The organism is Thermodesulfitimonas sp. (genome assembly GCF_052743955.1).
This window is the reverse complement of record NZ_JBRAIN010000054.1, coordinates 1-12894: the sequence shown is the minus strand read 5'-3', so window position 1 is coordinate 12894 and position 12894 is coordinate 1. Positions and strand designations below refer to the sequence as shown.

Genomic DNA, 12894 nt, shown 5'->3' with positions numbered 1-12894 from the left:
TAAAAACAACCTTTTCGCCACACCATCTTTTTCGAAAAACCTCCTCTCAATTAACCTTTTAAAGCCACCCGCGCCTTAACTTCCCTTTTCCTCAAGGCCAAACTTTACCGGGCAATTTTTCTGCTAGAGAAATTCTGCAAAAAAAAAAAAAAACTCCTTCCGCCGCCGGAAATTTTTTTACATTTTTTGCGCCGAAGGAGTGGGCACCAAAAACAAAGCGCCGCGCTTTCTAAACTGGCGCCTCTTTTTCTTTCCCGGCGACTTCCCCTCCTCCGGCAGGCGGCCCGTTGACTGCCGCCGCCCGCCGGTGCTCCGCCGCCAACTCGGCCCGCAAGTTTGCCGGCTGCAGCACCTCCACCCGGCTCCCGTAGTAAAGCAGCCAGTTGAGAAAATCGGGCGTAATGGCAATGTGCAACCGGAAAAGGACGCTGCCGTCGGGCTGCTCTTCCACCTGCTGGCTCGGGTGCCAGTCTTCTTCGGCCACGCGGCGGCCTGCTTCCGGCGCAAAGCGCAGGACCACATTGACCGGATCGCCAGCCGCCCCGCGCATAACGCCCCAAACCGGCCCCAGGTAGGCTGCCAGGTCAAAATTTTCGGGAATCCGGTACCGCTCCTCTAAAAGCACCGCCTTTCGGATGCGGTCCACCTTGAAGAGCAGCACCGCCTCCCGCCACTCGCAGTAGGCGATTAAGTGCCAGCTCCGCACGTGCGGTAGGAGGTGGTAAGGGCGTACCACCCGTTCAGTCTGGGCGCCACCGCGCGAGTGGGTGGCGTAAAGAATCCGCACCTTGCGGCCCTGGATGAGCGCCTGGTTGAGAAGCAAAAGCATCCGCTGCCGGTGCTCCCGCTGCGCCGTGACCACAGGAAGGTTGGCTGCCTGACGTAGTAACATACCGAACTCCGGTGGAAAGAGCGCGGCCAGCCGGTTGAGGGCCGCAGCAAGTTCTGGCGACCCGGCGCCGGAAACGTGGCGTGCTGCCTGAAGAGCCAGGAGCAACGCCAGGGCTTCGCTGAAGGTGAACTGCAAAACGGGCAGGAGTGGCGTCCTCTCAAAATAGTAGCCCTGGAGCGACCGGACAAGCGGGAGTTTGAGGCCGTGCCGGACGATATTAAGGTCCTTCTGGATAGTCCGCTCGCTCACCCCAAAGCGCGCGGCAAGATCGCAGCGACGGTAACGGCGCGGGGAGACTGTAAGAATGTGGATAAGCTCGAGGATCCGCGAGACGCGCTTCAATTCCTCTAAGGGCCGGCCTGAACCGGGAAATTGGCGCTCGATTTCTCCTCGCCCCCTTTCTATCTTTATTCAACCCAGAATCTCTTTTTCCTGCCTGTGGTAAACGCGCGATCAATCACGCCAAGCCTCAATCCACCCGAAACGCAAAAAAGCCGGGCTTCCCGGCTTTTATCCCCCAACAGCAGCAAAATCGTCCCCAGCAAAACGCTACCGCGAACGGGTAAAGATTTGTGAAACTGTGGAACCATTGAAACTCCTGGTGCCGGAGGTGGGATTTGAACCCACACGGGGCCTTGGCCCCCCGGGATTTTAAGTCCCGTGCGTCTGCCTTTCCGCCACTCCGGCTACCAAGCTACATTGTAGCAGAAAACCAGATGAGCTTCAACTACCGGTATGCAAGTGTTTGCACCAGAAGGAGGGGCACGACGGTTTACCCGCACCGCATCCGGTTTCTAAATACCAAAAGCTGTTTACGTGTCTAGCCGACCCGGCGCAGGTTGGTTATTCACCCTGGACCCGTGGTGCTACCAGTAGAAGCGATACGCCGCGGGCTTCCAAGTAGTTAAAGAGCGGGCGGCCAAAAACGAAAAGCTCGTAGTCTGGGCACAAACCCAGTTCCCGCGCCGCGTAGAGGCGGAGGACCAGGTCCCGGCGGACGAGAGTGGTAAGCCGCGCAAGGACTTTATCCCGGTGATGCGGGGTAGAGAGTGCCACGATCAGCCGTTCCACTTCTTCGTAGGAGCACTCCTTCTCGTGTAGGGCAATCATTTCAATGATCGGGTCGCCGGGGTTAATGAGGTCCGCCCGGACCAGCGTCTTCTTCCCGACTACCGCAAGAAGGTCTGCGGGGTCCCAGCATTTTAAAAGGTGGCACTCGAGAAAGCGGTGCGGGTAAATGGTGCACGCAGAGCGCGCCGCGTCAAAAAAAACGCAGCACCACTCTTTCCCCCGCCCACGGATCTTGACAAATTCCTGAGCGGCAGGCTGCAGGCCGTTGGAGAGCGGATCGAAAGCCAATTCGCCCTTTCTTATCGTTATCAGGTGCTGGTAGCCGGCGTACCCGGCGCGGATGATTTTCTTGTCTTGGTGGTGGAGAACCGGACCGCCTTTTCGGCAGCAGGTGCCGCACCGGATGCACCCGCGTTGAAGATCTGGATTCACTTTTGGCTGTCTCCTTTTATTATCTATTTCCATCTATTTCCCCTTCCTGCGCATAACCGAGCGGGGTACCAAGGTTGAGCTTCTAGGGGGATTTTTTGTTCTGGGCGCACTTGCCGGCACCAGATATAGACCCAGGCTTCGGTTACCCCGCCGGCCGCCAAAAAGACGGGGTACTTCACTCGCTGGTAGAGCTTGCCATTATCCTCGAAATCATCCAGGACAGATAGAAGTTCAGCCGTTACCGCGTAAACCTCCCCGAGAACCACTTCCCTTGCTTCCGGAACCGCCCCCGGATAGAAAGGAGTGACGGCATAAAGTGCAAGCCCTTCCACCTTGCCCTGCCCGACAAAACGGGCGCCTTGAAGCAGCCGGTGGTTAGCCCGGCCCCGGAGTAAGGTGCCGTAAACGAAAACCTTTTCGGTCACCGCCTCGCTACGCCCCCTCCCTCAAAAGATCAGCGTAGGTACCAAGGCGCACCGGCATAGCCCTGAGCCATTCTTTTAATTCCGGGGCACAGAGAACCCCGAGTTCTCCCTCCCGCTCAGCAAGATAGCCGCTCAGCCGGGCTAGCTCCCGGTCCGCATATCCCGGGTGGGTCATTATCTCGAGAGAGGAAAGGCCACGGTGCAACGCGTTGGCCACAAAGACCGTAAAAGCCCCCAGCGAGGCTTCGGCGGCAAACCACTCCCCGCAGAAGGCCGCAGTGCTTTTCACTCCGGCGGCTTCGAGAATAGCCCGCATTGCCGGGGTGAGATGACGGACCGCCAGACCGTAACTTTGGGCCACTTTTACGAGCGCGACAAAGACCACCGGATGGGCATGAATGTGGTGGTGGGTGTCCAAGTGATCAAGGGGAATGCCGGAAGCACGGACGAGTTCTACTTGGGCAAAGAATTCCTGCGCGACTTCCTCCTCGGAGAGTTCACCTGATAGTAACGCCCGCCGCCCCTTGAAGTTGCCACTTTTATCGGTAAGCGAGGGAATTTCCTCCGGGGGTGAAAGGGGGCGCCCCTTGGTAAGGCAAAGGTGTACACCGACACCAACACCCGGTAGCGCGCCGCGCCGAAGTATGGCCAAGGCTTCGACCGTCCCGGGCTGGTTGGGAAGCACGCTCACACTGGTAACAAGGCCGCAGGCAATCGCGCGGGTGATGCCGGCGTTTACTCCCGGTGTATAGCCGAAGTCGTCGGCGTTAACGATAAGGAGCATTTTTTCTTCCTTCGCTAACATCTTATGTAACCTTACGTTAGAATTATTTCTTTCCCCTCTTCCGGCGGCACTACCGGCAAACCGGCCTGTTTCCGGAGCGCCCCCACCAGCGACGCAACTTCGTCCGGGCAGCGCCAGGGCGCTAGGTGCACCGGCACCAGTGCTCCCACTGCTGCGCGCGCGGCGAGCGCGGCCACCGCACTCACCCAGGAGTGGCCGGACTTTGCCAGCGCCCCCTCCGGGCCGCCAAGCGCAGCCACCTCCGCGTCGGTGAACCATACTTCGTGCAGGAGTAAGCGGCAGCCCCGCGCAAAAGCCGCCGTCTCCGGGTCGGGCGGCGTGTCCGTAACGTAGCAGAGAAGGTCCTCAATCCTGATCCCTACTGAACCGCCCGGGTGTTGCTGGCTCCGGAACCGGACTTTGAGCCCCGCTATGGTAACTTCGGTTGCGGTCACGGCCACCACCTCAAGAGGAAGGTCCTTGAGTGCAAGCGGGAAGTACGGGGGGCTAAGTAGCCGCACAACGGCCTCCTGGCCCGCAGCTGTCACTAACGGGGCGCTAGGAGCATAGATAACCGCTCGTTTTCCCCGCCACACACCGGGGAGATAAAAGAGACCGCTTACGTGGTCAAGGTGGTAGTGGGAAAGGAGGATATGGAGCTCCGGACAAGCCCCGAGCTTCGCCGCAATTTCCGGCTCGCCGAGACGCGCTAGACCCGTGCCGGCATCGAGAAGAATGGCCGTCCGCGCGTCCGGGAGAAAAAGATAGCAGGCCGTCTGCTGGCCGTACCCGGGAAAGAAGCCGTTTATTCCCAAAGGGATTAGCACCGCCGCCTTCCTCCCTGAAAATAACCAATTATCGTTCCATTAGTACGGGTCTTTTGCCCGCATGAGTTACTTCTCCGTAACCCTATTTATCACCTTCTTCCGGGACGATACAGAGAAAAATCAGCGCCTTGGTACCGGTATTCAAAAACTGGTGTTCTGCCCCGTCTGGAATGTAGGCGATGGTGCCTGGTTCGAGCTGATACTCTTGGCCCTCAAAGTAAAGCTGCCCTGCCCCTGCAACCACGTAATTTATGTGGGGGCCAGGGGTGCCGGTGGCGCGGCGTAAATCCGCGCCCGCCCAGCTTTCTGCCGGGCCTATCAGGCTCTGTTTGGTCACCCCGGCGGCACCTGGGAGATTTACCGCCACCTCTTCTTTTTCGCGCACGTGACCGACAAACAAAAGAATCCCTCTTTAGCGTTCCGGTAGCCCCTCCAGCCGCACCCTCATTCCCGGAGCAAGAGGCAGAAGGGCAACCGCACTCCCTTCCCGCACTGAAAGCTCAAGGGTACCTGCAGACCCGGTAACCACGAAGGGCTTCCCCGGCGGTGCCGCTGCGTAAGTCTCGAAAAACGGGAGATCCAAGCTAAGATTAGCCGCCGTGAGGCGGTAGCGGCGCGCCCCCGGTTCTGGCGGCAGGTTGGTAACGATATTCCCGAACCTATCTACATGAACCACTTCGCCTTCCCGGCCCTCCAGGTAAAAAAGAAGCCGCGTTTCGATTTTACCCGGTGTCCCAAGGGCCGCTAGCGGGTCTCCCCGGGCCAGGCGCGCCGCGGCCGGCGCAAAGACGTCGCGCGCCTCAAAAGTAAGCGAAGCCTCCGGCGGCCGGGGGAGAACCACCGTCTCCCTGATGCCGGCAGCAGAAGCCGCCGGGTAGAGGAGGCCGTTGTCGGGGCCGACAAAGTAGTAGGGCGCGGTAGCTACGGCGAGCCGCTGCCGCTCACTCCCCACACCGGGATCAACCACGGCAAGGAAAACCGTGCCGGCCGGGAAGTACCGGTAGGCCGTGTAGAGGAGCCACGCTCCCTGCCGGACCGCGTAGGGCGGCACCGCGTGGGTAAGATCGACAATCTGGGCCGTCGGGTGAATGGTGAGGATTACCCCTTTTAAAATGCCCGGATAGGCCGAAGTACCGAAATCAGTTACCAGCGCGATTATGCTCACCGAAGCCACCTCCCTACCGTAATTTTCCCCAAGTGCCTCGCGTTTTTCTTTCGACGCCGGAAAATTTCCTCCTTCCCCGGAGGTTAGGCTTACCGTTTGGGCAGGATTTCCGAGCAGCTTCGCGAGCACACTATAAAAAAGCCGCCTGACAAGGCAGGCGGCTTCATAAGCAACACCCAGAAAAAACTATACGTCGATATCCGGCGGCGGGAGGTATTCACTCTCCTTTGCCGCCATCTCTTTAATCTCCGCCAGCCGGGTAAAAACACCCTTCATAACTTCCGGGCCGAGTGACTTCGTCTTTGCAATCTCTTCGAAAACCACCCGGTTGAAGGCCACGGGCACGTCGGTGATCGCCCCGCGCGAGTCGATCCGGGCGGTAGCGAACTCCTCCAAAATGCGCTGCGTGTCTTCGTCTGAAACCTCCAAGTTAAAGGCGTTGAGCGCACCACCAAACAGCTTTACAACCTGTTTCTCTAACCCACTGCCTTCGAGCTTCTTCATCCGGTTATCGTCCAAGAGAACCACCAATGTCTTGGGCATTTTTTCACCTCCTGGTTAATACGCAGAACCTAAACATCCATATGCGGGAGATCAACCTCGAGCTCTTTCTCCCGGGCCATCAGGTACTTCGGCGTAACGAATGGGTAACCAAAGACCTTCCACCACTTAACCGCAACCTTGTAAACCTCCGGCCGGAAGATAACCGGCGGCGGGAAGACACCCTCGGAAACCATGCCGCGGATGAAGCTACCGCTGAATTTCTGCTTTTCCTTGGAGTGGTTGCAGTTCTCGCTGTAAGCAATCTCGCCGCACTTCGGGCAGTACCAGAACTCAGCCATATTTTGCGGCCGGATTTTCAAACCATAAGGCACCTCGGTCAGCGGCGCGGGGAACCCAAAGCTCGGGATGCCCTTGCTCCAGAGGATCTGGGTAGCGTACATATCGTAGTACTCGCCGACGGCAGCATGGTCCCGACCAAACATGTGGTGCGTGCAACCCATATTCTGCCGCACGATGCCGTGGAGCATCGATTCGAGCGGGTTGCCGTAACGCATATCCCAGAGCAGGATGCTGACCATGTGGCGCTCCGGCTTGATGTAGCCGCCAAGGTTGACGGCCTCGTGCCCTTCAACGATGGCTTCGTCCGGATAGTCACCTTTACGCTTCACACCGATGACGGCGTTGACTAGGATGCCGTGGCAGGGTTCCAAGTCGCCGGTGTAGGCGGCATTCTTCATCAGCATTTCGTGGCCAACGTGCGGCACGTTTCTGGTCTGGTGGACGATGACGGTACGCCAGCCGCGCCGGTCGAACTCCTCGCGGCACTTCCGGGGCGGGAACCAGAACCGGTCAAAGGGCGGCCGCAGCTTTGGCTCGTTGATAATCGTAAATTTACCGGCATAAATCACCGGGTTCATGCTCTTATAGATTACCCAGCCGGGGTGCTTCTCATTGAAAGCTTCCTTAACAACTTCCGGGTTATCTTCAGGAGTACCGAAGGTCTTGGTGGCTACTTCCAGGGGGTCGATCCGGTAGATTTCCTCGATATCGAGGACCGCAAAGGGCTCGCCTTTCAGCCTGAGGAGAAGCCTATCGCCGGGGGTAACACCCAGCTTCTTATGGTCTTCTTCCGATACGTCGAAGAGGATCGGGTAGGGGAAAACCCAGTCGTTGAGGAGTCTTCTCTCTTTCAAAACCCGGGCGAGTTCCGCCTCTTTCATCGAACCTTCGACCGGAGAGAAAAAGCCATAGCATACGGACATAATTTCGCGGTAAACATTGCGGACCGGGACACCATTTTTGTCAAGGGTCGGCTTAATGTCAAACACAGGGCAACCTTTCGCCATCTTCTTCCCGCGCGCCGGATCCGTAACCACCCGCTCTATAAGTCTGCCGCCGTGGGGCTCAGGCCTCTCAATCCGAAAGGACATTTACATACCTCCTTCTTTTCGTGAAGATCTTAACAGGGAGCAATCTTCTCGCTAAAAAGAAACGGACAGACAAGCACATTCGCCAGTAACACCCTTAACTGAAGCGCTTTTCCTGCGTCCCCCACCTCCCTCGCTAGTTTGTGATTATCTGAACATGCAGCACCAAAAAATTAACCCAGATATCCCGCAAGCTATGAAGACAAACCAAAACTTCACAACTCAGTATACTTTATGCTTTTGGGCTTGTCAATACTCTTCTCGTCCTCGGCTTGCAGATGAGCTAGCGCGCTTACCGCCGGTGCGCTTCTTTCTCCTGGCGACGAACGAAACGGATATCGTGTTCCACCAGGAGTCGGTAAGGGCGGCACATCTCAATGAGGCGGGAGGTGGTTCGCTCCCCCAGATACTCCTCGAGGTCTTCCAGGGCAACGTTAGTAGTTACCACGACCGGCAAACAGTGGTTAAGACGGTGGTTTAAGATGGAGTAGATCTTCTGGCGCGCCCATTCGGTGTAAATAAAGGCCCCTAAATCATCAAGAATTAAGAGCGGTATGCTTTTGGCCAGGCTTAGCAGTTCGTGCTCGCTGTGCTCCACCACCCCGTCATCATAAGTGGCCCGGATTTCGTCAAGGAAGTCCGGCACCGCTACGAAGAGAACCTCCCTGCCCGCTGATAGAACCGCATTCGCGATGCAGCAGGCCAGGAAGGTCTTCCCCGCACCTACCGACCCGGTAAAGATGAGCCCCTCCGTAGCTTTTCCGGCCAAAAATAAAGCAACGAACTCCCGGGCAGCGTCATAGGCACGTTGCGCCGACTCGCGGTAAGTGATCCCTTTGGCGCCGTCCTTTCGGGTCCGCGAGTAGTACCGGAAATCGAAGCGCTCGAAGGTATACTCCCGCATCAGCGGGGTTAGTTGCGCTTGGGCGATCCGGAAGAGCAGAGCCTTCTGCTTGACACATTCGCAAGGAACGGCAACCTCTCCCCGCAAGATAAGGCCGCGGTTCCGGCATTTCGGGCAGACCTCGCCCACCTAAAACGGCCTCCTTTAACTTAAGTAGAGCGTCTTAATTAGCGCCTTCTTCTTTTCTTTTTCTTCCTTTTTTTCTTCCTTTTCTTTGGCGGAAATAGCTGCCTTGCGCTTTCGCCTTCGGCCCGCTTCAAAATTCCGCTCGTACTCCTCAACCTCGGCGAGCGTTCGCAGGTTGTTTTTCTGCCACTCTAGGAGAATTGTGCCGATATACTTGAAATTCCGCTTACCTAAAAGGACGGCCCGCCGGAGTGCTTCGAGAACCAGTGCCGGCGGCATTTCCTGGCGCCATTTTAAAACTTGCTCCGCCTCAATCGGGCTAAGCGGCCGCCCGAACTCTTTTTCGAAGGCCTGGTAAAGCTCGCTAAAAACAGTATCGGTAGAAGCCGCTTCCTGCTGTCTCCGGAGTACCGCCTGCAACTCCTGAATCTCAGCCACCTTCGCGCAGGCCCAAGCTTCGGAAAGCCTTTCAAAGAGCGGCTGAAAGTCGTAACCCTCTACCACTTTTTCCCCATCGTAGTACTCGCTGACCGTCAGGATCTTTTTCCGCAGCAACTCGTCCAGTTCACGGGAAAGAACCGCTTCTTCCGTGGTTAAATATTCAGCCAGTTCTGCCGCGGTAGCAAGAAGGCGGCCTTCCTCGGTCCGCAACCGGAAGATCTGGAGGATAATCATCATGCCGAGGTCGCTAATCCCAAGCTTTTTATAAAATCTGAGCAGCAGGTTCGGAACGAATATCCCGCCGCTCAATACGAGGTCTGTCCCAAAAACGCTGACAATATTCCCCTCACGGTACTCTTTAACGGGCCTTTTCCCACCGCTCAAGCAGCCCGCCATCAGCCCGACCTCCGCTTTAAAAAATGACATACTTTTCCGCTCTGCTCAGGTTGATGAACTTCTTCTACACGGGATGACAAGAATCCTCCCGCCAGGGAAACTTTTTCCGCAAAATGCCAAAAGATCAGGGTTTGAGCCGCATAGGGATGCCGCAAACGAGAAGGTAAACAGCGACCGCGGCGTGGGCCACCATCTGGTTAACCCGTCCGAGAAGGTCACGGTAAAGCCGTCCTGAGGGGTACGGCGGCACCACGCCGCCTCCTACTTCGTTGGTCACCGTGACCGTCAAACCCTCGCGCGCGCCGACAGCGTCCAGAAACTCTGCCGTCCGCTTCATTACCTCCTCTTCCGCGCACCCCGCGTTAAGAAGGTTGTTCACCCAGAAACCAAGGCAATCGACCAGCACCGGAACACCTGCCGGCACCGACCGGACCGCACCCGCTAAGTCGCGCGGCTCCTCGACTGTCTCCCAGGAAGCCGGACGCCGGGAACGGTGGGCAGCAATCCGCGCCGCCATTTCGGCATCGGTAGAGACCGCCGTGGCGATGAAAACCGCCCGCGGTGTCTCTTGAAGCAACGACTGGGCGTAAGCGCTCTTCCCACTGCGCGCACCACCCGTCACCAGAACGAGGCCGCCACTCACCACCTTCTTCGCGCCAGAATCCTCTTCGCGCCCCAGGTATATGCCGTAAAGGTCTACCTGGTAGTCGCTGAGCACTGCGTCGCGGTAGCCGTCGATGAAGTCGACAACCTCTTCGAAAAGGCGGTGGAGGATGACGCTTTCACCAGCGACCGCCGCCACGGCAAGGGTTGCCCGCTGCCAGGCGTTCTGTCCTTCCACCTCCGCCACGGCGACGTTGAAGCGCCCGCGTAGCTTTTCTACCAGACTCTTCAGCGTGCGCCGTTTCTCTTTGAGGGACGTGGCTCCGGGAAGAAAGAGCTCCGCCGTCAACACACCGTTAACCATGCCTTTACCTCCGTCACCCGCGTTTTGTTGACCCCGCGGCGAATTTCTGTTAGTATCTTAAAAACTGAATAAGCCCCGAGGAGGAAACATGTCCACCGTCGGGCTTGTGGTTGCGGTTATCTTCTTTCTGGCTGGGCTTGCTGGCACCATTCTCCCCATCCTGCCCGGAGCCCCGTTGATTCTTGCCGGTATGGTGATCTACGGCCTCTTCACCGGCTTCGTCAAACTCAATCTTCTCTTCTTCGTAGGCCAGGCACTGCTGGTCGCCCTCACCTTTGCGGTTGACTACTTAGCAAGTGCCTGGGGCGTTGCCCGCCACGGGGGCTCGAAGCTGGCCATCTGGGGTAGTGCCATCGGTCTCCTTATAGGAGCCTTCTTCGCTCCCGCCGGAATCATCCTGGGACCCTTCGCCGGTGCTTTTCTTGGTGAACTGGTCGCCTCGCGGCGTTCCGTCCATTCTCTGCGGGTCGGCGTTGGCTCCCTTATTGGCTTTTTCGGCGGTACATTGGTAAAATTAGCGATCGAAATAGGTATGGTAATCTGGTTTTTCGCGGCTATCTTTTAGTTGAACCCACTAAATCCCGGGCGATGAGTGCCGCTCCAAGCGCACCGATGATCTGCGGCTCCGGGGGTACCGCTACCGGCACGGCAAGCCGCCGGGTTAAGGCCGCAACTACCGCCCGGTTTTTAGCTACCCCCCCCGTCATTGTTACTTTCTCCACCAGGCCAACCCGGTGAACAAGCGCCGCAATCCGCTCGGCAATCGACTCACAGAGGCCAAGCGCGATCTCCTCGCGGGGTGTTCCCTGGCCGATAAGGGAAACAACCTCCGACTCGGCAAAAACGGCACAAACGCTGGTAATAAGCGCCGCTTTACTGGCAGCTTCCGCCAAAACGCTCAGTCCTTCAAGGTCGGTCTCCAACGCCCGCGCCATCACTTCCAAAAAGCGTCCAGTCCCCGCGGCGCACTTATCGTTCATCGCAAAATCCTCCACTTCGCCCCGCGCGTTAACCCGGATCACCTTTGAGTCCTGGCCCCCAACATCGATAACCGTCCGCGTGTCCGGAAAGAGGTAGATGGCGCCGCGGGCGTGGCAGGTGATTTCCGTTACCCGGCGGTCGGCAAACGGGACAACGATCCGGCCGTAACCCGTAGCGACAACAGCGGCTAACTCGCCCCGGGAAATCCCAGCAGCTGCCAGCGCTGCGGCAAGCGCTTCTTCGGCCGCCCGGCGGCCCTCCGCCCCTGTAGGAAGGATACTATAACCGGTAATGCCCTTATCGGCAAGGATCACCGCTTCTGCGGAAAGAGAGCCGATATCGATTCCCGCAACCAACAAGCTTGAAAAAACCCCCGTTTCTTTTCAAGACCCAGCAGGGACTACAAACCCTGCGCTTCCCATCTTCCGGCTACCGCGGCCGGTCTTTATACTAATTCCACCGCCTAATGGTTATTCCTTCCAGTTGACTGCTTAACATTTTGGTTGGTATTCCCAAGCCTTTCGACGCCACAGTTACCGGCCCGCTGCTACAGCTCGAGGCTCTCCCCCCAGAGGTCATCCTCCCCCGGAGTAGACGCCCTGGCCGCCGGCAGGCTTGTCTCTTTCTTGCCCCGCTGGCGCCAGAGATCGTTAAAGCTCACATTTTCCAGTGCCGTCCGGAAACGCCGGCGAAACTCCGGATATCTTTCCGTAATGAACGCTACGATTTCCTTCATCGCCGCCCGCTGCGTCCGGCCGGCATAAGGGCAAACAGCTGGAAGTACGGGAATCCCCGCCTGCGTTACCAGACTACCCAGGACCCGCTCGGGAACGTAGCTCAACGGCCTGATAAGGTGAAGCCCAATGCGGTCCAGGTAAATCGCTGGGCGGAAAGTGCGAAGGCTGCCCGCAAAAATAAGGTTAAGGAAAAAGGTTTCGATCACGTCGTCCAGATGGTGCCCCAGCGCCACTCGCTGGCAGCCAAGCGCCTTGGCCCGGGAATTCAAAAGGCCCGCGCGGAGCTTAGCGCACAGGGAGCAGGCACTCTTCTCGCCCTTCGCCGCGATAACTGCGGCAATCGGGTGCCGGACGATGTGCAGCGGCACGCGCCGCTCCGTGCAAAAACTCGCCACGCGCGAATAATCGACGGGCACCCAGCCCGCGTCCACCAAAATCGCCTCGAGCGAAAAGGAAAGGTGTGAATAGTCCCGGAGGTAAGAGAGGATGTAGAGCAGCGCCATACTGTCCTTCCCCCCGGAAAGACCAACGGCTACCCTGTCGCCCGGAGCGATCATCGCGTAATCTTTAATGGCCCGCTTGACATCCGTTAAGAACCACTTGCCCCAGCTCTGCCGCACCGCTACAAGCTCCGTTTTTAGGGAGAAAGATATTATTTTCAGAAGGGAGCAATTTCTCCCCCGTGTGACTCTATTATGCTTAACATCCCACCCCAAAATCAACCCTTCCGCGTAGTCTGCTCTGTTGGCAGCAGGATATGGAAACGGCATAACGAAATCTTTACTAGATCTATTTTCCCCCGCGCATAAGGCGAA

Annotated in this window: 15 protein-coding genes and 1 tRNA gene; 1 reads left to right on the top strand and 15 read right to left on the bottom strand. The window is 57.7% G+C overall.

What is annotated here, in order from left to right; all coding sequences use genetic code 11:
* Positions 1-229: 229 nt before the first annotated feature.
* The 13 genes from ACUVTA_RS06025 to cobU form a co-directional block, all read right to left on the bottom strand.
* Positions 230-1234, bottom strand: a complete 1005-nt coding sequence (locus ACUVTA_RS06025) for a helix-turn-helix transcriptional regulator (protein ID WP_445952066.1) — start codon at positions 1232-1234, stop codon at positions 230-232.
* Between the two features lie 257 nt (positions 1235-1491).
* Positions 1492-1579, bottom strand: a tRNA-Leu gene (locus tag ACUVTA_RS06020).
* Between the two features lie 156 nt (positions 1580-1735).
* Positions 1736-2428: a YkgJ family cysteine cluster protein gene (locus ACUVTA_RS06015; protein WP_445952065.1), complete on the bottom strand. Its 693-nt coding sequence runs from the start codon at positions 2426-2428 to the stop codon at positions 1736-1738.
* On the bottom strand, positions 2419-2820 hold the full coding sequence (locus ACUVTA_RS06010; RefSeq protein WP_445952064.1) for a gamma-glutamylcyclotransferase family protein: 402 nt from the start codon (positions 2818-2820) through the stop codon (positions 2419-2421). Before ACUVTA_RS06010 ends, ACUVTA_RS06015 begins: the two co-directional genes overlap by 10 nt.
* 7 nt (positions 2821-2827) lie before the next feature.
* A complete protein-coding gene (locus ACUVTA_RS06005; protein ID WP_445952063.1) occupies positions 2828-3625 on the bottom strand; it encodes a carbohydrate deacetylase in 798 nt (265 codons plus the stop codon).
* Positions 3626-3636: 11 nt separating this feature from the next.
* On the bottom strand, positions 3637-4431 hold the full coding sequence (locus tag ACUVTA_RS06000; protein WP_445952062.1) for an MBL fold metallo-hydrolase: 795 nt from the start codon (positions 4429-4431) through the stop codon (positions 3637-3639).
* A gap of 82 nt (positions 4432-4513) precedes the next feature.
* Positions 4514-4831: a cupin domain-containing protein gene (locus ACUVTA_RS05995; protein WP_445952061.1), complete on the bottom strand. Its 318-nt coding sequence runs from the start codon at positions 4829-4831 to the stop codon at positions 4514-4516.
* Between the two features lie 12 nt (positions 4832-4843).
* Positions 4844-5596 (bottom strand): SAM hydrolase/SAM-dependent halogenase family protein, encoded by a 753-nt coding sequence (locus ACUVTA_RS05990; protein WP_445952060.1) that lies wholly within the window; start codon positions 5594-5596, stop codon positions 4844-4846.
* Between the two features lie 186 nt (positions 5597-5782).
* Entirely contained in the window at positions 5783-6139 is a 357-nt protein-coding gene (locus ACUVTA_RS05985; RefSeq protein ID WP_445952059.1) for a DUF6955 family protein, read from the bottom strand.
* Positions 6140-6168: 29 nt separating this feature from the next.
* A complete protein-coding gene (sat, locus tag ACUVTA_RS05980) occupies positions 6169-7530 on the bottom strand; it encodes a sulfate adenylyltransferase (RefSeq protein ID WP_445952058.1) in 1362 nt (453 codons plus the stop codon).
* A gap of 289 nt (positions 7531-7819) precedes the next feature.
* Positions 7820-8560 (bottom strand): ATP-binding protein, encoded by a 741-nt coding sequence (locus ACUVTA_RS05975; protein ID WP_445952057.1) that lies wholly within the window; start codon positions 8558-8560, stop codon positions 7820-7822.
* Positions 8561-8575: 15 nt separating this feature from the next.
* A complete protein-coding gene (locus ACUVTA_RS05970) occupies positions 8576-9394 on the bottom strand; it encodes a DnaD domain protein (RefSeq protein WP_445952056.1) in 819 nt (272 codons plus the stop codon).
* A gap of 124 nt (positions 9395-9518) precedes the next feature.
* On the bottom strand, positions 9519-10361 hold the full coding sequence (cobU, locus tag ACUVTA_RS05965) for a bifunctional adenosylcobinamide kinase/adenosylcobinamide-phosphate guanylyltransferase (RefSeq protein ID WP_445952055.1): 843 nt from the start codon (positions 10359-10361) through the stop codon (positions 9519-9521).
* 88 nt (positions 10362-10449) lie between these two features.
* Here cobU and ACUVTA_RS05960 point away from each other — a divergent pair, with 88 nt between their 5' ends.
* A complete protein-coding gene (locus ACUVTA_RS05960; protein ID WP_445952054.1) occupies positions 10450-10926 on the top strand; it encodes a DUF456 domain-containing protein in 477 nt (158 codons plus the stop codon).
* On the opposite strand, the gene ACUVTA_RS05955 is transcribed toward ACUVTA_RS05960, so the two are convergent.
* Both ACUVTA_RS05955 and ACUVTA_RS05950 read right to left on the bottom strand, forming a co-directional pair.
* A complete protein-coding gene (locus tag ACUVTA_RS05955; protein WP_445952053.1) occupies positions 10916-11698 on the bottom strand; it encodes an acyl-CoA dehydratase activase in 783 nt (260 codons plus the stop codon). The two genes, ACUVTA_RS05960 and ACUVTA_RS05955, sit on opposite strands and share 11 nt — an antisense overlap.
* Positions 11699-11889: 191 nt before the next feature.
* A complete protein-coding gene (locus ACUVTA_RS05950) occupies positions 11890-12699 on the bottom strand; it encodes a tRNA 2-thiocytidine biosynthesis TtcA family protein (protein ID WP_445952052.1) in 810 nt (269 codons plus the stop codon).
* Positions 12700-12894 lie beyond the last annotated feature (195 nt).